The organism is Pseudanabaena sp. PCC 9330, assembly GCF_055795045.1.
Genome location: NZ_JAYFES010000081.1, coordinates 1 through 22,932 on the forward strand (window position 1 = coordinate 1; position 22,932 = coordinate 22,932).

The window sequence follows — 22,932 nt, forward strand, 5'->3', positions numbered from 1 at the left end:
CCATGCTCTCCTTCATCCGTCAGGTCGTTGAACGACACTTTCCGCTCGCTCGGGCTGTCTATCTACCTACGGCATCATGAGTTTTCGATCTACTGAGACTGCCTAAGGTTAACGTCTATGGTGGCTTAGACTAACGGGCTGTTCTGTTCTTTTAGCCTATGTTTACAGTTGTCACTTTAGTTGACGGTGGGCAGTGCCCAACCTAGCAGGAGCTTTTTGGGGCCGACACCCCGACATCTACCTCAACGATTCGCCTGCTGGCAAAACATCCCCGCCCGCCTGTGGGGCTACACTTATGACTCAGAGCATATGGTTGGCGATCGCAGCAAATTCTGGATCGAGAACTTCTCCATCAGGCTCGCCAAAAAGCCATCCTCACAAGACGTAGGCTTAAGGGCATTATTCTGCTACGATTTCTGGCCAAATCCCCATGCCTTTTTGGCCCTTTTCGGCTTGCTAGTATCGACAATCTTGACCCCAGTGACTGCAAAAGCGTCATTCACCAGCTCTTTAACCATGCTTGGAAGCAGCATCTCTAGATTGCTCGCATAGTGCGTCTGCCAAATTGCCCTTAGCTCTGCTCTGGCATCTTCATTGACATACACCGTTTTATCGCGGGTAATTAACACCATCGCCACATCGCCGTTGTTCTCTGTCACTACAAAAACAACATCCTCGCGATCGCGTTTAAGCTCCTTATGCCAATAGTCAATGTGTTCTTTTAGCTCATGCTCATACAGAGCCTGGGCCATATCACCCTCTTCAAGCAAGGCCTTTTTCAGCAGTTTGGTGATTTTTGCAGCAGTCATAGGCGCGTCCCAAATATCTCGTTATCCCAAAAAAGTCTTTTAGTGCTAATGCATTTAGGCATCAGAAACCCATCAACACAAATGTAGTGCAAGATATTCCTCATCAAAATAATTGCCATCGATGCAGGTGGCCTCTCGCGCCAGGCCAAACGGCTCAAACCCGCGCGATCGGTAGAGGGCACCCGCCGCCACATTGCCCGCCGTCACACTGAGCGTGAGCTGCTGCAAGCCATCGAGCTGTCGGGCGTGGGCGATCGCACCATCGAGCAGCCTAGCACCCACCCCTTGCCCCCGAAATTCGGGCAACACATACAGGCTCCAGAGCGTAGCAATGTGCCGTCGCTTCAGCCGGGTTTCCCGCGAAAAACCGAGCATACCTGAGAGGTGGTTGCGATCGCCAAAAGCACCAAAAATGCCGCTAGCAGAATCGCCATTGGGGCGCAGCCGGGCGGCAAAATCGCTCAGCGAAAACTGCGCTTCCTGCTCGTAGCTAGAGACAAAAGCCGTTGGTGACTCCCTCAAGGCTTGCAGGCGCAGATCGCGGTAGGCCGCAATATCCTGAGAGCTGAGAAAACGTACGTCCATGGTTACGGGTTAAAAATCTTGCAAAATAGCCTTTTCAGACGTTCATCACTGGTTTAGAGGTCAGCGTTGTCAGTTGCCATGGGTTGAGGCAAAACCGTCTGCGCATTAATCCGATCGCCCCATGCACTGCCCATGAATGCTGACGGCGTAAGGCACCAAATAGGTCAGCCCCGCAGAAATCCACCGCGCCTGGGTCATGGTGCCCGATCGCACCGCTGCTCCATGGTTAATCACAAACAGCAGTGTGCCAATCACCAACGCCACCCGCACCGCTCGCCCTGCCAGGTGCGGTGTTACCAGTGCAGTCAAGTAGCCCTTGATTGCCGTCATAGTGCGTTACTGCAAAACCATAGTAAAAAGGACAAAGCCCCATTCTAGGCCTGCCGCCATGTCCGTCATCTATGAAGTTGAGCACGTTACCACCTACCGCTACGCTAAGCCGGTAACCTTTGGCCCCCACCGGGCCATGTTTTTGCCCCGAGGCAACTACAGCGGGCGGCTGCTGGGCTACTCTCTCGATATCAACGTACCAGCCAAAGTGCACTGGGTCAGCGATACCCTCTCCAACAACGTAGCGGTGATCGACGTGCTCGAACCAGCCCAGGAATTGGCCATTACCTGCCGGTTTCGCGGTGAACACTTTGGCACCCAGGGCATCGACAACTTTCCCCTTGACCCCAGGGCAGAGGAAGTGCCGGTGCAGTACACCCCAGACGAATGGACAGATTTGGCGGTGTACCTGCGCCCCCATGCCGAAGACCCCGATGGGTCGGTGGCGGCCTGGGCCAAGGGCTTTGTCGCTGGTGACCAAGATGCCACCAGCGCCCTGCTGGCGCGCATTATGAATACCATTCGCGATACCTTCACCTACCGATCGCGCGAAGAAGAAGGCACCCAAGCCCCTGGCGAAACCCTGCGGCTGAAATCGGGCACCTGCCGCGACTACGCCTGGCTGATGATGGAAACCCTGCGGCGGCTGGGGCTAGCCTGCCGGTTTGTGTCAGGCTACCTCTACGACTCGGCCCTCGACGGCGGCGACGTGGGCATGACCGGCTCTGGGGCCACCCACGCCTGGCTGCAAGTGTACCTGCCGGGGGCGGGGTGGCTGGTATACGACCCCACCAACCGCATTACCGAAGGGTTTGATTTGATCGCGGTGGCGATCGCCCGTCACCCCGGCCAGGCCATTCCCCTCGCAGGATCGTGGTTCGGCGAGGCGGGTGACTACCTGGGCATGGAGGTATCGGTGGCGGTGCGCAAGCTGGGGGCTACGCCCGAGTTTGAGTAGGGGCAGCTCACCAACCACCCTGGGGAGGAATGGAACTGAATTGTCCTCAATGCCTTTTGAAATGGTTGGTTGAGCCAATAGCAAAGGAAATGGAAGATATGCGGATCTCGCTGCCCAGCTATCCTTGACAGCACTATCATGCAGATTATCCGCCGCCTATCTACGATACAGACTAGCTCGGTCTAATAAGTTGTTAGCTAGCGTAAGCCCCGGTTGTGGCAGGAACCAAAGGACTACTTGTATGTGTCGAGAGTGTGTACCTTTGTGATTTTTCAGATTGAATGTGTAGCTCAGAATTCCTAGCCAGGGTTTGAATGTTAGATTCGCATCAAGATTTTTGACTTCCAAATCGTAGTTTTTCTAATTTATGCCGCTATCTCCCAATCAAATCGAAAAAACCATAGAAGCTATTGACTTTCTAGTTGATCCTTCAAGCGGTCGATATGGGCGGCGGCTGAATTGGCAAAATCCACCTGATCCGTTCTGGCATTACGGGATTGGCTTGTCTGATACTCATATTTTTGATACAGGGCAGGGTTTGTGCCCTTTTGAGCGGGATAAGGCAAGGTTTGTTATTAGCATTGATCATCTTGCCTTTCCACCAGATCAAACCATTAATCGGCTTAAGCACGCTCTTAGTGTTTTTGCAGATTGGGGGTATACCCTACCTGGCTGGAATTGTGAGCATCTTGGTCGATTAATTGCTACCGATCAACCCAGATGTTATCAAAGCAGTCCTATTTGGTGGCTGTGCGACATGACTTCAGAGGGTGATCATAAAACTGCTCAACAGGTTTTCCACAGTTACTTGAGTACGGTTGGTCCTGATCTGATCCGGTAAAAATGCCAATTGCAATTTTAGAGGTGCTGAAGATGCATCCTGCCAAGTTGGCAATTCGGGCATCTTTTGCGGGAGGTTATAATAGCGCTGTGTCGCTCAAGTTGCCTGGAATCCACCTATGAGCCAGCAGTTGACTCTAGAAATCAGTGATGAAGTCTACGCCGACCTACAGCGTAAGGCTAGTGCTGTAGGTATCTCCATAACAGAGTGGATAGTCACCATTCTCAGCAGGCAGGGGGCCGTAGCTAGCAAAGTGGCACTGTCTTCAGAGCAGCAAGAGCAGGCACGGCAGAAGTTTAAAAGTCATGCAGGGGCAATCAGCTTAGGGTACGCAACAGGTATAGACAACGAAGCAATTGACGCAGACCTTGCCAAAGCCTATGCCGATGAGTACTAGCAGCGGAGTGCTTTTGTGCTTTTAGATACATCTGGCTTGCTGTGCTACTTACATCGCGATGAGCCGCAGCATGAAAAAGCTGTTCAACTTGTCAATGATTCAACCAGTGGGCTTTTGACTCACAGCCATGTTCTGGCTGAGTTGGTGGCCCTTGCCCTGGTTCGCCGCTTTCCTCGGGCTAAGGTTTTAGAGTTTGTAGTTGACTTGGTTGATAACCCAGATATCGAAACAGTTTGGGTTGATGAGCAACTGCACCGAGAGGCCATGCAGCTTTTGCTTGCTCGACAGGACAAGGGATATTCCTTGTGCGATGCGGTGAGCTTTATCCTTATGCGCCAGCGAGGGATAACCGATGGATTGACGACAGATCGCCATTTTGAGCAGGAGGGATTTATTAGACTATTACCGCCAGCTAGCTAACACTGCGTTGGTGCGGACGGCGCAGGGGTTATCGGTGAGAGTTGGGGGTTATCTGCCGCGGCACAACTTCACCGTTATGCCGCCTTCATTTGAGTCTGAAAGATTTTGTAGTGGAGAGTGCCGCTAATGAATACTTCGCAGACCCCCGTCACGGCCATTGACATACTGTTGGAGCCGGACGCCACAATGCTGCGCTACGCCCAAGCCAACAACACCCGATTGCTTGAGGCTTTCCCCCAGGGCTTTGCCCTCGATGAGGCGCACCGTCCCCAAATCACCCTGATTCAGTGTTTCGCCCGCACTGAGGATCTTGACAAGGTCTATGCTGCGGCTGGAACGGTCTTTGCCGATGCCGACGTAACCGGCATGACGTTGGAAGCCTTCAAGTACTACTACGTGCCGGGTGGCGGGGTGGGCCTGGCAGGCATCGTCGCTCAGTCAACAACCGACCTGCTCAAACTACAACAGAAAATCGCTACCGCTGTCGCCCCGTTCACGGTGGAGACCGGAGCCATGGAGGCATTTACCGCCAATCACGACGACCCCGCGCTCGACACAGCCCTGATCGACTACGTTTCGACCTTTGTGCCAAAGCACACTGGCGAACACTTTAGCCCTCACGTAACGACCGGCGTTGCGCCTAAGGACTACCTCGACAAAATGCTCACCGAACCGTTTGAGCCGTTCACATTCTCGCTCTTGGGCGGGGCTGTTTACCAGATCGGCCCGTTTGGTACAGCTGCGAAGAAGCTCAAGGAATGGGATTTGAGATAGCCGACAGCGCGCCGAGGAAAACTTAATCGTGGACTTGGGCGATCGCTCCCATTGCTGAATCGTTAATGGAAGCAGGGCAGCCATAGCAGCGATCGCCCCCTGCACCCCAGCCAAAGCTGGCCTAAAACAGCCCTACCGCCCTAGCAAATTGGGCACATCGCCGCAGCCCCCCGGCACCGTGGCGCGGGTGCCTTCGCCACCCCAGGCACAGATGTAGCGGCGCTGCTCTTCAGACAAACGATAAACGCCGCTAAAGTTAGCCCCTTCTACGACAGCCCCCGTGTTTGCTCCGGTGGTGTAGTCAGGGGTGCCGGTGCGAGTGCGGGGGGTGGCGGTTTCGCCATCACCGTAGAAGAGGCGAGCCTCCATCAGGTCGGCCCCGGAGAGGTTGGCCTGGTAGAGAATGGCGCGGGCAAAGTTGGTGCGCACCAGGTCGGCTCGGCGCAGATCGGCGCGAATCAGGTTGGTTTCGCTGAGGTCGGCCCAGCGCAGATCAGTACCCGACAGGTCGGCGGCGGCCAGCATGGCCCCCAGATCGATCACCCGCGTGCCCTGGGGCAGGTCTTCTTCGTAGCCGCCCCGACCGTCGAGAATGGGGCGGCCCAGACGGCTATCGCGACGCAGGGGGGTGAGCAGCTTAGAGCGCGACAAAAAGCGAATCACCTTGGCCTTGCCCCCGGCATCAACGCTGCCCAAAATAGCGGCGGTGCGGGCTTCGGCAATAATCCGTTCCTGGGGCCAGTCTTCGAGCAGACCTTCGTCATCGAGCACCAGCTCTGAAATACCCTGAAAGAAGGCGTCGATGGTCTGCTGCTGGGTGATGAGGTTTTGCTGTTTGGTCAAATCGCGAGAAATCACGTACTGTCGCCAGGCCACAAACAGGGCCAAAAAGGCGATAAAAATCTGCCCGATCGCCCCCATAAAATCGCCCAGGGCACCGAGAATATCCCACCGCAGGTCGAGACTCCAGAGCAAAATGGCGCGGGTGATGCCGGTAATGCTCATCAGCCCCACTAAACCCACCAGTACGCCAGGAATGGCGATCAGCAGCGACTGCTGACGGGGCGACAGCTCCCCCAGCACCTCCTGAAAAAAGGGCCACATCAGGCGAATAGACACTACGGTGGCCACCAGCGAACCTGCTAAGGTAAGCCAAAAGCTGCCGGTGACCAGCCCGAGGCCAATCACCGCCACGGCCACAATGGTCACCGCGCTGGCCGAGGCGATCGCCGGGTCGACCATCAGGGATGGCATATTGGCAGGGTCAGAGGGGTCAAGATCTAGCCGCTGCGGGGCTGGTGCCGCCGCTGCGGGCAGGCTCGTTGGCACCTTGAGAGCCACCGGGGCGGGAGTGACGCCACTGTCTAAGGTAGAACCGTCAGGGTCAAGAACATCAGGGGTAGGAACGTCAGGGGTAGGACTGTCGGGGCTGGTTAGCTGGGTCGGGTCGGGGGGCAGAGAAGTCATAGCGCACAACGGCAGTCGGTGAGGGTAGCCCCTGGGGCCGAGGCCACACCGGGCGGCGAGCCTGGCTTTATTTAAGCATCTCCGCCCAGCAACAGCCGACATTTGCAGGAGCCAGGGGGCCAGTCGCTGGTCTCGGCTCGCCCATCGACGGTAGACTGAGGGAGATTTTGCTCTTTATAACGGGCTAAATCCCAGTCCAGCTTAGGATTTTGTCGTTTTTCCCTCAGGTAAAACTCCACCTCTGGACTGGGATTTGGCTTCGGTAGGATGTCTTGAGGAGGGCGGAGACAGCGGCACTATGGTAATTACTGGGTTGATTTTGCTGGCGGCGATCGCGATTTTAGTCTGGGGCTATCGCCGTGCCCTGCCCTACGGCAATGTGGGGCTTTTGGCCTGGCTCCAGTCTGTGGTGCTGATGGCTCCCTGGCTGCTATTTTTTGGGCTGTTTGCCCTGGGCGTTTACATCAACCTGGCCGGCGTGTTGCTGCTGTTGCTGGTGTCAACGGGGCTGTATATCTACCTGGGGCGGCGACTGCGGGCGTTAGGGCAAGATGCGCTCTCGACCCAGCGCCTAACACCTTTGCCCGTAGCCTCAACGGGAGATAGCGAGGGTGCTCAAACCACCGATCAGCCCATGCCAGCCCCTGGGGCTAGCTCGACGGTGCTCACCATTCCGGCTGAGGATCTAGCGCAGATTGAGGGTATTTTTGGCCTCGACACCTACTTTCGCACCGAGACTATTCCCTACGATCAGGGGGCAATCTTTCGCGGCAACCTGCGCGGCGAGCCCGCCGAAACTCAGCTCAAACTGGCCGCCTTGCTAAAGGAGAGAACGGGCGATCGCTACCGCCTATTTCTGGTCGAAAACCTGGAGCAAAGACCCACGGTTGTGGTGCTACCCGCCACGGCCGACCCAGTCAAAACGACGCCAGCCCAGTGGGCGCTGGCGGGGGTACTGGCGATCGCCACCACCTTTACCGGGCTAGAGGCCGGGGCGATTCTCCAGGGGTTTGATCTGCTGCAAGACGGCTCTCGCTGGCGGGCCGCCCTGCCCTTTCTCATTGCCCTCCTGGTGATTCTCATTGGCCACGAGTTGGGCCACTGGGTCGCCGCCCGCCGCTACGGCATCCGCCTCAGCCCCCCCTTTTTCATTCCCGCCTGGCAGATTGGGGCCTTTGGCAGCCTCACCCGGTTTGAGTCGCTGCTGCCCAACCGCAGCGTGCTGTTCGACATCGCCCTGGCTGGCCCCGCCGCCGGGGGCATTGTTTCCCTGGGTATGCTGGTGGGTGGGCTGCTGCTGTCGCACCCTGGCAGCGCCTTCCAGATTCCCTCCGGGTTCTTTCAGGGGTCGGTGCTGATTGGGGCTCTGGCGCGGGTGGTGCTGGGCAATGCCCTGCAAGAGCCTTTAGTCGATATTCACCCCCTTACCCTCATGGGCTGGTTGGGCCTGGTGATTACGGCTCTTAACCTAATGCCCGCTGGTCAGCTCGACGGGGGCCGCATGGTGCAGGCGATCTACGGTCGCAAAACCGTCAACCGCACCACGATCTTTACCCTGGTGGTGCTGGCGCTGGTGGCGCTGGCTAACCCCCTGGCGCTCTACTGGGCGGGCGTAATCGTAATTTTGCAGCGCACCCTAGAGCGCCCCTGTCTCAACGATATTTCAGAGCCCAATGACGCCCGCGCCGCCCTGGGGCTGCTGGCTCTATTTTTGGCTCTGACGGTGCTGCTGCCGCTAACGCCGAGCTTGGCCGGTCGGTTGGGGATTGGGGCGTAGCTGTGCGCCCCTACCGGATGCTGTGCACCCCTACGCCACCTGAATCTCTCTCAGCCGCTGGGCCAGATAAGCCTCAGCGGTAATTGCTGGAAACTGAGGCACGCCGCCGGTGCGATCGACCAGGCTAGCCACTGGCGAAAGGTCAATCTCAGAGCGGGGGTGCACAAAAAACGGCATCGATAGGCGGGCTTGGCTACCGCTGCGGGGGTTGACAACGCGGTGAGTGGTGCTTTTAAACAGCCCATTGGTGAGGTTTTGCAGCATATCGCCGGTATCGACGACGATCTGGCCGGGGTTGGTTTGTACAGGCAACCACTGCCCCTGCACCAAAATCTCTAGCCCTGGGGCGGTGGCTTCGCAGAGCAGAGTGATCAAATTGATGTCTTCGTGGGGGGCGGCGCGCAGACTGCCAGGGGGCGGGCTGGTCTCCAGGGCTGGATAGTGAGCCAGGCGCAGCACCGTGTTGCCGCCGGTAGCCAGAGACGCCAGCCAGTCCCGAGGTTGCTCCAAGTAGAGGGCACAGGCTTCGAGTAGTGCCTCAGCACAGGCCATGAGCTGTTGGTACAGTCGAGTCATCACGGGGCGAAAGGAGGGCACCTCCTGGGGCCAGAGCGGCTCAGAGCCGACCAAGCTGTGGCGGTTGACGTGCCAAAACTCTTTCAGGTCGGGCAGGGTGTAGCCCTTGGCCTGCTCACTGCCAAAGTTTGAAAAGCCGCCTTCCCCACGCCGTTGGGCGTAGGCGGCCTTGGCGGCGCTCGGCAGGGCAAAAAAATCACCGGCCACCTGGTAGGCGCGCCGCACCACCTCGGGGGCTACGGGGTGCTGTTCAAGAATCAGAAAGCCGACGGTTTCGAGGGCCTGACCGAGGGCGGCGATCGCACGCTGTTGAGCCACTGGCTCACCGATCAGATCGGCGTAGGACACCACGGGAATGATGGGCCGAGTCATGGCGCTACCTAAGGACAAAAAACAGAGATTGGGTGGATTGTAGCAGCCTGGTCAGCTGAGGTTAGGGTTAGCGGGTTATTGAGCCCGTTGGCAATCTTCGCTGGCGGCCCTGGGTCACCCCAAAGCCCTGGCCATAATGCGATAAGGTTGGCTAGGCAATTGATGTTTCCCGTTGTGGTCAGCAATACTAATCCTAAATCCTCCATGGCTACCCCCGATTCAGCAGGGCAAACAACCGTTTGCCCCTACGGTTCGACCTTTTGGGAATCGGGGTTATGGGACTCGGGTTGGGTATAAGGCCACGGGTAGAAGACCACTGCTGGACTCTAGATTTGGTTTAGTTTTGCCGAGAACGTACCCGCTGTGACTAACTCCCTTAGCCAAGACGTTGCCCTAGCTCTCCAGGTGGGCGATCGGGCGATCGCTACCGCTGACCTGGTGCCCCGGCTGCGGGCCTACGGTATGCTACCCGCTCTGCTCAAAGAGCTGGTGATCGACGGGGCGATCGCCCCGATCGCCCTTAGTCCTGAGGATGCGGCGGCAGCGGTAGATCGATTTTTGCAGGCCCACAATATCGCTACCCCCGAGCAGTGCCAGGCATTCCTCACCCAGAGGGGGCTAGGGGAGGCAGACCTCCCCACCCTGGCCGAGCGGCACCAAAAAATACAGCAGTACAAGCTCGACACCTGGGGCAACCAGGTCGAGTCTCACTTTCTTGAACGCAAGGCTAGCCTCGATCGGGTGCTCTACTCCCTGATTCGCACTCAGGATGCGGGGCTGGCCCAGGAGCTGTACTTTCGCGTTGAAGACGACGGGCAACCTTTTGCCGATCTCGCTCGTCAGTACTCTGAAGGTCAAGAGGCCCAAACCGGCGGGCTGATTGGCCCCGTCGAGCTATCGGTGCCCCATCCGGCCCTGGCCCGCATTCTCGCCACCAGCCAGCCGGGACAGCTCTGGCCCCCCACCCGCCTGGGGGAGTGGTTTGTCATGGTTCGCCTAGAGAAGTTTTTTCCAGCCCGATTTGATGAGCCGACCCGCCAGCGCCTGCTGGATGAGTTATTTAACACATGGCTGGTAGAACAGGTTAAGGTGACGCTGCAAGCCAATCTGGCGGCGATGGAGTAACCTTGCTCAGCAGTTGCGTTTTGAGACGTTTGAGCTTAAACATTAGCGATGGTTACGCGCCTAGGACACCGACCTTAGCCATAGTTGAGCCCTCAAACAGCGCAACGACCGACCGTCAGAGCTGCACGAGCAGGCGAAGAATACGTAGAATGTCCTAACCGTTCTGGCGGTGTCTATACGATGAAATGGCTTGCCCGCCTGAGGAGATCAGTGATGCACTACATTTACCCACTGGCCTGGGGGGCTGGGGCTCTACTGGCGATCGCCCCGCTCAGCCTCGACCGGGCCATGGCTCAGACAGACACGCTGCCCCTGGCCCCCGCCGCTGAGCTAGATGCCCCCCCGCCCAGAGAGCAGCCTGTACCTGCTGCGATCGCCAATCCCAGGGCCAGCTTTCCTGAGTCCTACGTGCTGGGACCAGGCGATCGCATCCGCATCGACATCTTCAACATTCCAGAATTTAGCGGTGCCGAAAACGGTGTCCACGAGGTGCTGCTAGACGGCACCCTGGCCCTGCCTCTGGCTGGGGTGGTCGATGTTCAGGGCCGCACCCTAGCCGAAGCCCAAACCGCCCTCACCGCCAGCTATGCCCAGATGCTCGCCCGCCCGCCTCGACTCACTGTCACCCTGCTCTCGGCCCGCCCTGTGCGCGTGGTTGTGGCCGGAGAGGTCAACCGTCCCGGCACCTACATCATTGACCTAGAGACTAGCGACGGCGGCGGCGGGCGGCAGTGGCCCAGCCTCACCCAGGTGATTCAGACGGCTGGAGGCATTACCCAACAGGCCAATATCAAGGAGGTACAGGTACGCCGCCCCCAGCGCCAGGGCGAGGCCGTACTCAACACCAACCTGTGGGATCTGATCCGCACGGGTGACATCAACCAAGATGTGCGCCTGCGAGACGGTGACACTATTTTTGTGCCCCAAGCTGTGGCCATCTCTCCTGAAGAGTCGGTGTCTATCTCCAGCGCCAACTTCTCGCCCATCGACATGCCCGTACAGGTGGTGGGCGAAGTGTCTCAGCCCGGCACCGTCACCCTACCGGCCAACGCTACCCTAAACCAGGCGATCTTAGCCGCCGGTGGCTTTCAAAACAGCCGTGCCCAAGCTGCCACTGTAGAGCTGGTCAGGCTAAACGCCAACGGCAGCGTCGAGCAGCGCACCATAGCGGTAGATCTGTCCGCCTCCGCCAACGAAACCACCAACCCCATTCTTCGACCCAACGATGTCGTCATGGTCGATCGCAATCGGGTGGCTACCGCTGGCGACACCCTCGGCCTCATCCTCAGCCCTCTGACGGCTCTCACCGCCATCTTTCGCCTCTTTGGCTTTTGAGAAAATACGACGCAAAACTTGACTATGCAACCCAGGTCAAATCAACTTCCTTTTCAGGTATTTTTGCAAAATCTACTTCGGTTTTTTAATTGTTTTACGCTATAACTTGGTTGACTCCTGGGGATCGGTACCCAAAGCAGAGGTTAAAGGCTTTACACAGTTTTCCAAAAGGCGCTCAGATGACTCACCTAGGTTAGAGCCTATTGTTTCTGCCAATTTCATGCAGTAGCTCTAGCAACACCCGAGACAAAGCATTGGCTTACCTGCGGTAGGTAGTCATTGCTGAGTCTGCTCTAGACTAACGCCCCCACGATAATCTTCATGCCCTCCTCCAACTCTTCCCTCACCAGCAGCAACGGCAACGGCAACGGCTATGGCCGTACCTCAAATAGCTATATACCCATGCCCCCGCCATCCGTTGTAGAGGCCCAAAGCGACGACTTTGACCTGGCCCAGCTGGCGAATATACTGAAGCGGCGTCTGGGTGTATTTTTGGGCGTTGCAGCTCTGTCCCTGGGTGGCTTAACCTACCGACATCTCAACCAGCCCTCGGTCTATCGCGGCAGCGCCGATCTGCTCGTAGAGCCAGTTACGGCGGTTGCCCCCATCGGATTAGGTACTGTCCTAGAAGGGTCTAGGGCAGGAAATTCTACGCTAGACTACACGAGCCAAATTCGGGTACTGCGTAGTCCTACGGTGCTAGAACCCATCACGGCCAATATTCAACAGCGCTACCCCGAGATCACCTACAGAAAGTTATTGAGTCGGCTTGGCATTGCCCAAGATGGTGACTCTAAGGTACTGCGGGTCAGCTACAGCGACGCTGACCCAGAGGTCGCAGCCTTCGTGCTCGCCCAGGTGGTAGAAGGGTTTATTGCCTACAGCGTCGACGATCGCCAGGGAGAACTGCGGCGAGGGCTGACTTTTTTAGATGAGCAGATTCAGGAGAAATGGCAGGAGGTGGCTGAGATTGAAGACAATCTCAGCCAGTTTCAAAAGGAATATGACCTGGTTAACGTCAATGCCAGCAGCGAGAGCGTCACCCAACGCGTCAACGCCATGCTGGCCAATCAGGAGGCCCTACAGGTAGAGCTGGCGTCGATGGGCTCGCTGTACGACAATCTGCAATCCCAGGTGGGTCTAGATCCCGATACGGCCATTCGGGTGGCCAACCTGAACCAGTCGCCCAACTACCAGGCTCTGCTGGAGGAGCTGCGGCAGCTCGATCAGACCATTGCCACTGAGTCGGCCCGATTTCAAGGCGATACGCCAATGATCGAAGCGCTAGACGATCGACGACAGCAGCTCCTGCCGTTGCTCAATGCCGAGGCTGAGCGGCTAGTCGGGGCCGCGGTAGACACCGATACGCTGGGCTATGAGGGCTCTGTGAGCCTGGGTCTGATGCAGCAGCTCATCGATACCGCCAACCAGATCCAGGTCATGCAAACCCAAGATCAAGCGATTGATCTGGCCGTTCAGCAGCTGCAATCGGAGATTCAGGATCTGGCGGATCTAGCTCGCTTGTACCAGCAGATTACCCGCGAGTTGTCGGTGGCCGAAAGTAGCCTCAACCAGCTGCTAGTTAGCCGTCAAGATATGCGCCTTCAGATGGCGCAGCAGGTGTCACCCTGGGAGCTGATTTCACCTTTAGACCAGGCCACTATTTTTCGCGTCAGCAACCTACCCCGCCAACTGCTGTTCAGTACTGTGGTGAGTTTATTGCTAGGAGGTACGGCGGCTCTGCTGCGCGATCGCATGGATCAGGCTTTTCACAGTGCCGAAGAGCTGGCTCAAATCACCCAGCTGCCTAACCTGGCCCTGGTGCCCAACGCCCCCAGTCTAAACAGTCAGCCACTGCTCATGGATCCAAATCTATCTATGACAGTGAGCGACATGGTCACCGCGCCAGAAAACGCCGATCGGCTCTACAGCTCCTTTAGCTTTGCCGAAGCCTTTTACTCCCTCGATGCCAACCTGCGGCTGCTCAGCTCTGACACTCCCTTGCAGGTGGTGGCCCTGACTTCGTCTGAACCGGGAGAGGGCAAGTCGACCATGTGTGCCCACCTGGCCATCGCCGCCGCCAACATGGGCCGCCGCGTCCTACTAGTCGACGGAGATCTGCGCAAACCCACCCAGCATCTGCTCTTTGGTCTGCCCAACCTAGAAGGCCTCAGCGATCTGATCACCCAAGCGGCCGAGCCTTCTCTTGACATGGTGCGCGAGATACCGGGCAACTCGAACCTACATTTGCTCTCGGCAGGCACCCGGCCACCGGCCCCAGGGCGACTGCTGTCGTCCCGCAAAATGCAGCAGGTGACCGAACAGTTTCGCAACCACTTCGATCTGGTTATCTTTGACACTCCACCCTTGGCAGGCATGATCGATGCCAAGCTGACCGCCGCCAACGTCGATGGCCTGCTGCTGGTGGTTCGCCTACAAAAATCTCTGCGGCCTGAAATTCAGCGGGTGCTAACCGATCTGGGCAATACAGTGCAGGCCCCGCTGCTGGGCGTCGTTGTCAACGGAGTGCCTCAGCGTCGCAGAAATGGAAATTACGATTACTATTACGGCTACGGTGAAGGCGATCGCAGTCAGAAACGGCGAGCCCGAGAGCTTAAAAAAAGCAGCTAGGTTCAAGCAGCAAACCGCCCAGAGCAGAAGTTGACCGGCAGCAACCACCAGGATGTGAGGAGCAAGAGTTATGGACAGTAAGTTAACACTACGTATCGGTGGGGTGCTAAGTCTGGCGGGGCTGGGGCTGCTAGCCCAGGAAGCCCAGGCCAACCCCGAATCGGCTCATCCAGAAATTGATGGGACGGTGACCCTGGCCCCTGATCCTCACCCGACTGTCATCCCCACCCCCTCAGCCCAAACCACTGCCCCCGAGACCGTTGCACCCGAAACCGCTGAGCCCCAAGCCGGCGAGCCAGCTCCTCAGCCCGTCTGGTCTTCTGGCGTCGATGAAGTGGTAATAGCAGCGGCAGCTAAGCCCGACGGTGATGCGATCGCCCCAGCCCCAGCAACACCTCCCCCATCGTCAGCAGAGAGCTCTAAACTCTACCAGGCACCTGAGATAGAAATATCTAAGCCAGGGGAGACAGGGGTCTCAGCTCAGTCAGAAAGCAGTGTAGAAGCGATCGCCCCCATCACGCCCCCAGCGATCGCCCCATCTCCCGTCGCCGCCGAGGCAGTTCCGGATCCCATCGAGCCCTCTGACTCTGGCCTAGAGCTAGTTACGGCTGAACAGCCGAGGGCGGCGATCGCCAGTGCCGCGCAGCCGCCCACCGACAGCGTGGCCGAGCCGCTGGCTGCCGCTCCCGTCGGGGCTCATCCCGCCGCCATGCGCTCTGAGGCTCAGCCTACCGCTCTCCCCGTGGTCGCAGCGACCCCTACCGGGGAAACTCATGCCGCCGCCCCATTGCCTGCCGCCTCTAGCCGTCAGCGCCCCGCCGCCGCTGACGTAGCTGCCCTCAGAGCCCGATCGCAAGCCATTGCCGCCCTATTAGGAGATGTGCGCTCTGCCTCAGGGTTAGAGGCCAGTCCCACCGCCGCCCGCCAGACAACCCAGCCACAGGCGCTCTCCTCAGGCCCCCAGCTACCGCCACTGCCCGGTCAGAGTAGCCTGCTAGCGCCCCACAACGACAGCGCGATCGCCAAACCAGCCCAAGGAGACGCAACACCCTCCCCAAACCGCCGCCTGCCCCAGTTGCCGACCTTGCCCGGCAAGACAGTTTTTCGGGCAACTCCCCAGGCGCCCAATGTAGCCCTAGCGCTGCCCACCGCCCAGCCAGCCATGACCCCAGGAGCTACCGCCCAGGCTGCCCCGGCCACGCCCCCGCCCGCAACTATTGAGCCAGAGAGCGTGCGAAACGATCTGCGCATTGCCCCGCTGACGACCACCGCCAACCCAGCCCGCACCTATGCCCCTGCCCCCAATGCCGGTATTCCCTCGGCCTTTGGTGCCCAGTGGGGAGATGTGTTTGTCAGCGCCTCCCTGGCCGGAGCCGATCGCCTGCGGCCCGAAGCTGACGGCAGTCTTTCCATGGGTTTTGGCCTCGGCGACGCCCGTCAGGCGGTGGGGGTTGAGCTGGCCTACAACCTGCTAAGCGTCCGCGACTTTGGTGCCAACGGCAGCTTTGATGTCAAGGTTCACCGAGAGGTTCACACCAGCGACCAAACCCAGGTGGCCGCCGCCGTAGGCGTCGCCAACGCCCTGCGCTACGGCTCTGATACCGCCACTACGGCAGCGAGTCTCTACGGCATTGTCACTGCTGCTCAACTGCTTCAGCCCGATCATCCATCCAATCGCTTACCGATTACGGCTTCCCTAGGATTAGGCGGTGGCAACTTTGCCGGAGACAACAGCGACGTCGGGGTGATTGCCGGGGTTGGCCTCCAGGTGCACCCACAGTTCTCCATCAACACCGCCTGGAGTGGTGTGGGGGTCAATGTCGGTGCCTCCATCGTGCCAGTATCCCAGATTCCGCTCAGCCTCAATCTGCTCTATGGCGACATCGGCAACAACACCCAGGCGGGCTCTGTGGCGGTGATCAGCATTGGCTATGGCTACAGCTCTGCCCCTCGCTTTTAGCGAGCCTGGGCCCACCGACCTCTCACCCTGATCTCAACCGCTATAAGGAGAGCATCAATGGATAACCTATCCAGCCGTTCCGCACCATACTCTATGCCACTGCTCCTCAATTCCCCAGGCCGACGATGGCAATCGTTTACTGGGCTCATGCTAGCTCTCTTGGTCGGCGGCATGGCCGTGGCCCCAGCTAGTCACAGCGGCTCTGCCCCCACCGGGGCCAGCAGTGGCGTCACCGTCAGTGGTTCGTCGATTTTGCCCCTCGGCGCTTCACCCCTGGGTAGAGAGCGCATCATTGAGTCGACCACCCCCAACGCCACCGTCAACGCCACTACCGGTGAAGTGCTGCTCAGCGCGGCGGCGCAGCAGTCGCTCAATCAGTCGGCCAGCGGCGTTTTGCAGGGGCTGCGGTCTAACCATCCAGCCTTAGCCAGCCTGCTCACCACCCCGGCCACCATTGACCTAGACAGCCCCAATCTAGCGGTGGCCTTAGAGATAATCGATGAGGCCGTTGAAGAAGAGGAAACCATTGGTGAGCTGGCCGCTCGAGCCGCCGCTGCCATCACCACTGGCCGCAGTTGCTTGCTCACCAGTGGGCAGGGTAGCTTGGGTATCGAGCCGCCCACTACCGATCCGGGCAGTACTAGCGCCGTTTTCATCCCCACGGGCGGCACCCCAGTGGTAATTCCGCTTAGCGGCAGTCGAGGTCAAATTTCCAGCGCTGCGGCCTTTCTGACCGCGGCTTTTGCCTCAGGCCTTTCGCCACAGCAGGTCAATCTGTTTACCACCTTTGCCCTGGCTGGGGTCGATCTGCAATCGCTGGTGCCGTTGTTTAATGCCACCGGTGGGCTATTGCCCTCGACCCCAGAGGGTGTTGCCGTCAACGCCACCCAGATGGAAGCAGCGATTCAAGCCTACAACAACATTTTGGCCACCAGCGATGCCGCAGCGCTGTCAGCTCTAGCCCAAAATTCAGACTTTGTCACCCTGGGGCGATCGCTTCAGCAGCTCAGAGCTGCCGTAGATCTATGACAGCCGCAGAGGTCTTAAGGCCGCTGTAGCCAAGTGTAGTTTTAACCAAAACACACTTTCAAGTAACCGTAAAGCGCAACGATTTGTATCAGCAAATACAATCGATTGAAAACCGTTTGACAGCTAACACCCTAAGCATTTGCCGGGTATTTACTCAGCGGCTAGACTCAGTCATCTAGACCCAGCAGACAGCCAAACAAGTTACAAAGTTTTGGCAAACTCTGTAATAAAGTACGGTATGCTCTTGCGTAAGCTAAAAATGCTCAGTTAATGGTGAGTTCAGCCTCGCAACTAAAGCGATTGAGCTGACTTTACTGACATAAATCAGCCTATGAGCTTCGCTTTTCCGGTCATCTGGGTGCCATGATGGGAATTATGACCATGAATAGATCATTTCAAATCACTGTCAGCAGATTACGCTACTTCGCAAGAGCCAACCCTCATCTATGCTGCGGCGAACCTAATTTTTGAAGGGGCTAGGAGGCATCATCCCGGAGACTGATTCGGCTAACTGCTAAGTGCACTAGATTTAGTAGTTAGACCTTTTGAGCTGCTACTTAGGCGGAGATTGTAGGCTGACTGTCTTGGGATAAAGCCTTTGAGCAAAATATTGATGAATGATCGGCTAAAGAACGTTTTTTAAGAAACGTTTAAACGTCGCGTTTTTGCGAGTAGATTCTGATGAGATTAGTGCATTCTGCCTCCAGTGAACCCCTGCAACTTTCAATTTTGACGCAGTTCTTTCCCCCTGACTATGCCCCCACTGGGCAGCTCATGGCTGAGCTGGCGCAGCGATTAACCCGTCAAGGCGTACAAGTGCAGGTGTTTTCGGGGCAGCCGGGCTATGCCTACGATCGCACCCTGGCCCCATCGCCCCCCCAGGAAGTGATCAATGGGGTCACCGTGCGCCGCACTCGCACTGTTCACCTCTGGCCCCAGCGCATTCGCGGGCGGGCCGTGGGGGGTGTGCTCTACTGTCTGCGATCGCTGATCAAGCTGATTCCTGCTGCGCGCCGGGGCGATTTGCTGCTGGTCACCACCGAGCCTCCCTACCTGCCGATTTTGGCCTACCTGCTCCATCTGCTCTTCAGACAGCCCTACCTGTGCGTGGTGTACGACCTCTACCCCGAGGTGGCGATCGCCCTGGGGGTTGTATCTGAAAACCATGCCCTGGCCAAACTGTGGCGATCGCTCAACCGGCTCACCTGGCGTCATGCTGAGGGCATCGTTGTGCTCAGTCAAACCATGGAGCCGCACATCCTGGCCCAGTGTCCTGAGGTCGCCTCCAAGGTCACCGTCATCCACAACTGGGCCGACCCCGATTTGATTGCCCCACGCCCCAAGGCCGACAACTGGTTTGCCCAAAAGCACGGGCTCGACCAGGTGTTTACCGTGCTCTACTCGGGCAACATGGGGCGCTGCCACGACCTCGACACCATTTTGGCCGCAGCCCTAGAGCTGCGCCAAGACCCCGTGCAATTTGTCTTTGTGGGAGCCGGGGCCAAGCGTCAGCCCAGCATCGACTGGGTGCAGGCCCAGGGGCTAACCAACTGTCTGTTTTTGCCCTATCAGCCCAAGGAGACGCTGCCCTTTTCGCTGACCGCCTGCGACCTCAGCCTGGTTAGCCTGGTCGAGGGGGTAGAAGGCCTGGTGGTACCAAGCAAACTGTACGGCAGTCTGGCGGCGGGTCGGCCAGTGGCGGCCATCTGCGAAGCTCACTCTTACTTGCGATCGCTGCTTCGAGACGGCGGCTTTGGCCAGGCCTTTGACAATGGGGATGGGCTAGGCCTAGCTGCCTTTATTCGTCAGCTCATAGTCAACCCCACCCTCGCCGCCCGCATGGGTGCCCAAGGCAGAGACTACATGGAGAAAAAATTTACCCCCGATCACTGCGCCCGGCGATATTTTGAAGTGGTAGACCGCTGCGTACCAGCCGCCCAGCGGCAGCCGACCTATCTGAGTAAGCCGCCCACGGCTTCGTCTCGGCCTTAGGCCCTTTAAATATTTTCTACGCTCAACTTCAAACTAGTTGTTTCACTCTCCCAACCCAACGTGACTGAACGACGCCAGCGCAACCGCAACCGCTCTAAACGACGGGCTATCTACTGCCCTCTCCACAATGACTATATGGAGAGCGTCAGCCAAAAGCACGCCCTCTACGCCAGTAGCGCCGAACACCTTCAGCAGCGCGGTCTGAGTCGCAGGCGCGCCCTTACGGCCATAGCGGGCTATGCCGGGGTGGTGCCGCTGACCGGCGAATGGCTAGAGGCCTTTTGGTGTGACCACTGCCAAGAGAACCGGTGGTACCACGTGCGCAAGCTTGAGACAAATCAGTATGTCGTCACCCCGGCTCCCCAGGCGCTCTGGATGCAGGCCACCGGGGTGATTTTGCCGACGGGCAACCCCTCGGCTAGCGAGTTTACCCGCCGCCAGGCTCGGCAAACCCAGTTCAACGGCATCAAAGACTTTCGGCGTATTGGGTAAGACTCTAGCAACTACCTATGACTACTTCGATTCCAGCTATCGCTATTACTAGTTCAAGACCATGGGATGCTGACGGTGGTCTCAGCCGCGAGTTGCAGCTGCTACTAACTTGTGCTCGGCTAGAGCTTAACCCTTTCCAAACTCAGCAGCTACGTCATCTCTGTGGTGAAATCGTGGATTGGTCAGCCCTGGCAAAACTGGCGGATCACCACTTTATTTTGCCTCTGGTCTATCGCCATTTGACGACCAGTGCTCGTGAGGCTGTGCCTGAATCAGTGCTGACCTCTCTGCATCCTTTCTGCCAGCGCCGTGTGATCGCGATTATGGGGCTGGTTGCCGATCAGCAGCGCCTAGTAGAGCAGGTGCTACAACCCTTAGAGATACCTTACCTGCTGTTTAAGGGGCCGAGCCTCGCTTGTCGCTACTACGGAGAGGTAGGGCTGCGTCAGTGCCGCGATGTTGACGTGCTGATTGCCCCAGATCGTTTATTTGAAGTGGCTGAAACGTTACTTACTCATGGCTATCGCTTAGATCCCGGCCCCTTGGCTGAACGCTATTCGCAAGGGTTAAACCCTGAGGATCTCAGGGCTGCTTGTCGGTACCTCAACGTTGTCACGCTAATCTCCCCTAGAGGCACCCGCTTTGAGCTACATCGATTGCTAGACAGCAACGGCTATATTTTTAGTGGTCACAATCTCTTTGCTAGGGCCGAGACGTTTCAAATTAATAGCGTGAGTTGCCAGGTGATGTGTACCTCGACGCTGTTTACTTACATTTGTTACCACCACTCCCGGCATCAGTGGTCGCGACTGCACTGGCTGGCTGATCTCGATGCGCTGCAACGGCACCCTAGTTTTGACCTCGAAGCAATTCAAAAATTTGCTGAGCCTTTGGGTTTATGGCCTACAGTGAAAGCATCTCTGAGTCTTCACCAAGCCTGTAGTGAATCAAATCCCCATGAGGTGACGCTGCAAACTCCCCAAGCTCAATCCATGCGCGATGCCTGTCTCCGCATGATTACCGCCAAACCCGAGGATGAGGCGGCGCTAATGAAAGAGCGGGCTACCCCAGACTTTAATTTTTCTTGGCAAATTCGCTTTCGGTATCTATGCCACTTAGCATTTCTGCATGTTCGCCCCACATATGCTGACTATAAGGCATGGCCACTACCCATGGTGCTGCATCCGATCTATTATCTAACTCGACCTGTGCGGTTAGTCTGGCGACAAATATCCAGGTGAGACAAAAGCTATTCTTCTAAGTCCTAATGTACATTTATAAAATTTACGGTCTAGTCATAGCCTCTGAACTTGTGCTACCCGAGTTGCTACTTATAGAGGGAGCCAAGGCGGCGGATGTGACCATTAGTCTCAAGCCATTGCCAGAAACGCTAGAAAATGCTGATTCTCCCTACAAAGGCGCTTATTTTCAGGCCGGGGAGGAGACTTGTCAGTTTTTAGCTCAGGGCATTGCCCGCTATCGCATTGAGCAGGGCTGTCGCATTTTTATTGATCGTAATGTCTCACCCGTGTCAGAGCTAGAAGCCACCGACAGCGCCATACGCCTATATTTATTAGGTACAGCGTTAGGTGCATTACTGCATCAGCGTCAATGGTTACCGTTGCATATTAGCGCGCTAGCTACTCCTTCTGGCGTATGGGCGTTTACTGGTCCATCTGGTGCAGGCAAATCGACTCTGGCAGCCTGGTTAAACCACAGCCAAAACTGGCCCCTCATCAGCGATGATGTGGCAGTACTGAAACCAAAAGATGACTTACCCTATCTGTATTCTGGCCCACCAAGACTGAAGCTATGGCAGGATGCTCTGAGCGCGATCGGCATTGAAAAAACTGGTTTAACTCAGGACTTGACCCGCATGGACAAATACCATTTGTACTCACACCAAAAGTTTCAGCAGCAGCCACAGCCCTTGAAAGCGTTGGTCATACTAGATCGAGCGAATGAAGGGGAACCTGCCAACCTAGACTTGATGCAGGGAATGGAAGCCTTTAAAGCCGTGATGGAGTCGATTTATCGTCCAGAGTTGGGCATGCAGCTTAACGATCGCGAACAGTTATTTGCTCAGAGCGCTGGACTGGGGAGAAAAATTACAGTATACCGCTATCGGCGACCGTGGGCCTTAGCCTCAATCGATGCAAATTTACAGCCTCTGATGCAGCAGATGCAACATCCAGTAAGGCTCGAAGAAAAAGTGATAACCCAAACATCTCAGACCTTTACAATGCCGTAGTCTATGGTAACGCTAAGGATTGGCGAATAACTTAGGGGCAACGAAACAGCCGACTACCGTGTAATAACCAAAGCTGCTGCCACCGGTTACCTGTACTCGCCCCGCCGTAACCCAGGCATGAGCTTTAAACTCGCTAGTTTTAGGGTCTCGCATCAAGCCAAAATATAGGGCATAAGGTACACTATATAGTTTTAACAATAGACATGCAACCACAGCCTGGGGAAAGCAATTCGAGTCCCAGGGGGTGTAGCGAGCTGCCACTTTAACAACCCGACTAATTTGATCAGCACGCATTTGCTGACCAGACTCTAGCAGGGGCACCTGAGATTTAAGCCCAACAGTCTTACCTAGGTAGGTCACCAATTGCCGAAAAGGCACTATAAATATTGCCGTTTTGCTAATGCCCAACAAAACCCATACTGAGACAAACCACAGACGGGTGAAACGTGGCTGTCTAAAAAAACTACGGGTTTTGCGTTGAAGTACCTGCACAATGCTAATTAAGCGACTGATACTAGACCTAGCTGGAGCAACTCTTCAACAAAAGTCTGAATATCGGCTTGGCAGGTGGTTTCATCTACGGCAAACTCAGCACAAATATGGCGAGTTATGTCTTCTATGGAGATGGGCCCAACTAGCATTTCCCACACTTGAGGGCCGACTCCAGTAATGCCGTAGTACTCTCCTTGGTCAACGCTCATCATCACGAGATCGTTGTCTATACTGGCGGCAATTAAATCTTGATTGCGCCTAACTAAGGTCTCAGGTGTCAAATCGACCATAGGACTTCACTCAAAGCATCCATAGCATT

General features: G+C 56.9%; 22 protein-coding genes. 15 read left to right on the forward strand and 7 right to left on the reverse strand.

Going from position 1 to position 22,932, the window contains the following annotated elements:
• Window positions 1–407: 407 nt before the first annotated feature.
• From AC0QKW_RS07065 to nrtS, 3 genes are all read right to left on the reverse strand, one after another.
• On the reverse strand, window positions 408–809 hold the full coding sequence (locus AC0QKW_RS07065; protein ID WP_473150358.1) for a hypothetical protein: 402 nt from the start codon (window positions 807–809) through the stop codon (window positions 408–410).
• A 72-nt stretch (window positions 810–881) separates the two neighbouring features.
• The gene (locus AC0QKW_RS07070; RefSeq protein ID WP_473150359.1) at window positions 882–1,394 is read right to left on the reverse strand and encodes a GNAT family N-acetyltransferase; all 513 of its coding nucleotides are present in this window, start codon (window positions 1,392–1,394) and stop codon (window positions 882–884) included.
• Window positions 1,395–1,499: 105 nt separating this feature from the next.
• The gene (nrtS, locus tag AC0QKW_RS07075) at window positions 1,500–1,724 is read right to left on the reverse strand and encodes a nitrate/nitrite transporter NrtS (protein ID WP_473150360.1); all 225 of its coding nucleotides are present in this window, start codon (window positions 1,722–1,724) and stop codon (window positions 1,500–1,502) included.
• Between the two features lie 58 nt (window positions 1,725–1,782).
• Between nrtS and AC0QKW_RS07080 the strand changes: the two genes are divergently transcribed.
• The 5 genes from AC0QKW_RS07080 (at window position 1,783) to AC0QKW_RS07100 (ending at window position 5,114) form a co-directional block, all read left to right on the forward strand.
• Window positions 1,783–2,682 carry a transglutaminase family protein gene (locus AC0QKW_RS07080; RefSeq protein ID WP_473150361.1) on the forward strand — a complete coding sequence of 300 codons (900 nt, stop codon included), beginning with the start codon at window positions 1,783–1,785 and terminating at the stop codon, window positions 2,680–2,682.
• Window positions 2,683–3,049: 367 nt separating this feature from the next.
• Window positions 3,050–3,523, forward strand: coding sequence for a hypothetical protein (locus AC0QKW_RS07085; RefSeq protein ID WP_473150362.1), 474 nt, complete (start codon window positions 3,050–3,052; stop codon window positions 3,521–3,523).
• A gap of 118 nt (window positions 3,524–3,641) precedes the next feature.
• The gene (locus AC0QKW_RS07090) at window positions 3,642–3,920 is read left to right on the forward strand and encodes a hypothetical protein (RefSeq protein ID WP_473150363.1); all 279 of its coding nucleotides are present in this window, start codon (window positions 3,642–3,644) and stop codon (window positions 3,918–3,920) included.
• 15 nt (window positions 3,921–3,935) lie between these two features.
• Window positions 3,936–4,340, forward strand: coding sequence for a type II toxin-antitoxin system VapC family toxin (locus tag AC0QKW_RS07095; RefSeq protein WP_473150364.1), 405 nt, complete (start codon window positions 3,936–3,938; stop codon window positions 4,338–4,340).
• 126 nt (window positions 4,341–4,466) lie between these two features.
• The gene (locus tag AC0QKW_RS07100) at window positions 4,467–5,114 is read left to right on the forward strand and encodes a hypothetical protein (RefSeq protein WP_473150365.1); all 648 of its coding nucleotides are present in this window, start codon (window positions 4,467–4,469) and stop codon (window positions 5,112–5,114) included.
• A 132-nt stretch (window positions 5,115–5,246) separates the two neighbouring features.
• Here the strand turns inward: AC0QKW_RS07100 and AC0QKW_RS07105 are convergent, their stop codons facing one another.
• Window positions 5,247–6,581, reverse strand: coding sequence for a pentapeptide repeat-containing protein (locus tag AC0QKW_RS07105; RefSeq protein ID WP_473150366.1), 1,335 nt, complete (start codon window positions 6,579–6,581; stop codon window positions 5,247–5,249).
• Window positions 6,582–6,879: 298 nt separating this feature from the next.
• On the opposite strand from AC0QKW_RS07105, the gene AC0QKW_RS07110 reads away from it, so the two are divergent.
• Window positions 6,880–8,358, forward strand: a complete 1,479-nt coding sequence (locus tag AC0QKW_RS07110; protein WP_473150367.1) for a site-2 protease family protein — start codon at window positions 6,880–6,882, stop codon at window positions 8,356–8,358.
• Between the two features lie 30 nt (window positions 8,359–8,388).
• On the opposite strand, the gene AC0QKW_RS07115 is transcribed toward AC0QKW_RS07110, so the two are convergent.
• Window positions 8,389–9,306, reverse strand: coding sequence for an isopenicillin N synthase family dioxygenase (locus AC0QKW_RS07115; protein ID WP_473150368.1), 918 nt, complete (start codon window positions 9,304–9,306; stop codon window positions 8,389–8,391).
• 363 nt (window positions 9,307–9,669) lie between these two features.
• On the opposite strand from AC0QKW_RS07115, the gene AC0QKW_RS07120 reads away from it, so the two are divergent.
• The 9 genes from AC0QKW_RS07120 (at window position 9,670) to AC0QKW_RS07160 (ending at window position 22,121) form a co-directional block, all read left to right on the forward strand.
• Window positions 9,670–10,431, forward strand: coding sequence for a peptidylprolyl isomerase (locus AC0QKW_RS07120; RefSeq protein WP_473150369.1), 762 nt, complete (start codon window positions 9,670–9,672; stop codon window positions 10,429–10,431).
• Window positions 10,432–10,644: 213 nt separating this feature from the next.
• A complete protein-coding gene (locus AC0QKW_RS07125; RefSeq protein ID WP_473150370.1) occupies window positions 10,645–11,766 on the forward strand; it encodes an SLBB domain-containing protein in 1,122 nt (373 codons plus the stop codon).
• 321 nt (window positions 11,767–12,087) lie between these two features.
• Window positions 12,088–14,397, forward strand: a complete 2,310-nt coding sequence (locus tag AC0QKW_RS07130) for a GumC family protein (RefSeq protein WP_473150371.1) — start codon at window positions 12,088–12,090, stop codon at window positions 14,395–14,397.
• Between the two features lie 70 nt (window positions 14,398–14,467).
• Window positions 14,468–16,357: a hypothetical protein gene (locus AC0QKW_RS07135; protein WP_473150372.1), complete on the forward strand. Its 1,890-nt coding sequence runs from the start codon at window positions 14,468–14,470 to the stop codon at window positions 16,355–16,357.
• Window positions 16,358–16,504: 147 nt separating this feature from the next.
• A complete protein-coding gene (locus AC0QKW_RS07140; protein WP_473150373.1) occupies window positions 16,505–17,386 on the forward strand; it encodes a hypothetical protein in 882 nt (293 codons plus the stop codon).
• Between the two features lie 681 nt (window positions 17,387–18,067).
• Entirely contained in the window at window positions 18,068–19,378 is a 1,311-nt protein-coding gene (locus AC0QKW_RS07145; RefSeq protein ID WP_473150374.1) for a glycosyltransferase family 4 protein, read from the forward strand.
• Between the two features lie 60 nt (window positions 19,379–19,438).
• The gene (locus AC0QKW_RS07150) at window positions 19,439–19,870 is read left to right on the forward strand and encodes a hypothetical protein (protein ID WP_473150375.1); all 432 of its coding nucleotides are present in this window, start codon (window positions 19,439–19,441) and stop codon (window positions 19,868–19,870) included.
• Window positions 19,871–19,887: 17 nt separating this feature from the next.
• Window positions 19,888–21,111, forward strand: coding sequence for a nucleotidyltransferase family protein (locus AC0QKW_RS07155; protein WP_473150376.1), 1,224 nt, complete (start codon window positions 19,888–19,890; stop codon window positions 21,109–21,111).
• Window positions 21,112–21,137: 26 nt separating this feature from the next.
• Window positions 21,138–22,121 (forward strand): hypothetical protein, encoded by a 984-nt coding sequence (locus tag AC0QKW_RS07160; RefSeq protein WP_473150377.1) that lies wholly within the window; start codon window positions 21,138–21,140, stop codon window positions 22,119–22,121.
• A gap of 12 nt (window positions 22,122–22,133) precedes the next feature.
• Here the strand turns inward: AC0QKW_RS07160 and AC0QKW_RS07165 are convergent, their stop codons facing one another.
• Window positions 22,134–22,613, reverse strand: coding sequence for a lasso peptide biosynthesis B2 protein (locus tag AC0QKW_RS07165; protein ID WP_473150378.1), 480 nt, complete (start codon window positions 22,611–22,613; stop codon window positions 22,134–22,136).
• 8 nt (window positions 22,614–22,621) lie between these two features.
• Complete coding sequence (locus tag AC0QKW_RS07170) at window positions 22,622–22,903, reverse strand: PqqD family peptide modification chaperone (RefSeq protein ID WP_473150379.1); 282 nt, start codon at window positions 22,901–22,903, stop codon at window positions 22,622–22,624.
• Window positions 22,904–22,932 lie beyond the last annotated feature (29 nt).

Bases quoted from the DNA above. Each gene is read 5' to 3' on its own strand.
- AC0QKW_RS07065 (WP_473150358.1), bottom strand. From the start codon at position 809: ATGACTGCTGCAAAAATCACCAAACTGCTGAAAAAGGCCTTGCTTGAA.
- AC0QKW_RS07070 (WP_473150359.1), bottom strand. From the start codon at position 1,394: ATGGACGTACGTTTTCTCAGCTCTCAGGATATTGCGGCCTACCGCGAT.
- nrtS (WP_473150360.1), bottom strand. From the start codon at position 1,724: ATGACGGCAATCAAGGGCTACTTGACTGCACTGGTAACACCGCACCTG.
- AC0QKW_RS07080 (WP_473150361.1), top strand. From the start codon at position 1,783: ATGTCCGTCATCTATGAAGTTGAGCACGTTACCACCTACCGCTACGCT.
- AC0QKW_RS07085 (WP_473150362.1), top strand. From the start codon at position 3,050: ATGCCGCTATCTCCCAATCAAATCGAAAAAACCATAGAAGCTATTGAC.
- AC0QKW_RS07090 (WP_473150363.1), top strand. From the start codon at position 3,642: ATGAGCCAGCAGTTGACTCTAGAAATCAGTGATGAAGTCTACGCCGAC.
- AC0QKW_RS07100 (WP_473150365.1), top strand. From the start codon at position 4,467: ATGAATACTTCGCAGACCCCCGTCACGGCCATTGACATACTGTTGGAG.
- AC0QKW_RS07105 (WP_473150366.1), bottom strand. From the start codon at position 6,581: ATGACTTCTCTGCCCCCCGACCCGACCCAGCTAACCAGCCCCGACAGT.
- AC0QKW_RS07110 (WP_473150367.1), top strand. From the start codon at position 6,880: ATGGTAATTACTGGGTTGATTTTGCTGGCGGCGATCGCGATTTTAGTC.
- AC0QKW_RS07115 (WP_473150368.1), bottom strand. From the start codon at position 9,306: ATGACTCGGCCCATCATTCCCGTGGTGTCCTACGCCGATCTGATCGGT.
- AC0QKW_RS07125 (WP_473150370.1), top strand. From the start codon at position 10,645: ATGCACTACATTTACCCACTGGCCTGGGGGGCTGGGGCTCTACTGGCG.
- AC0QKW_RS07130 (WP_473150371.1), top strand. From the start codon at position 12,088: ATGCCCTCCTCCAACTCTTCCCTCACCAGCAGCAACGGCAACGGCAAC.
- AC0QKW_RS07135 (WP_473150372.1), top strand. From the start codon at position 14,468: ATGGACAGTAAGTTAACACTACGTATCGGTGGGGTGCTAAGTCTGGCG.
- AC0QKW_RS07140 (WP_473150373.1), top strand. From the start codon at position 16,505: ATGCTAGCTCTCTTGGTCGGCGGCATGGCCGTGGCCCCAGCTAGTCAC.
- AC0QKW_RS07145 (WP_473150374.1), top strand. From the start codon at position 18,068: ATGAGATTAGTGCATTCTGCCTCCAGTGAACCCCTGCAACTTTCAATT.
- AC0QKW_RS07155 (WP_473150376.1), top strand. From the start codon at position 19,888: ATGACTACTTCGATTCCAGCTATCGCTATTACTAGTTCAAGACCATGG.
- AC0QKW_RS07160 (WP_473150377.1), top strand. From the start codon at position 21,138: ATGTACATTTATAAAATTTACGGTCTAGTCATAGCCTCTGAACTTGTG.
- AC0QKW_RS07170 (WP_473150379.1), bottom strand. From the start codon at position 22,903: ATGGTCGATTTGACACCTGAGACCTTAGTTAGGCGCAATCAAGATTTA.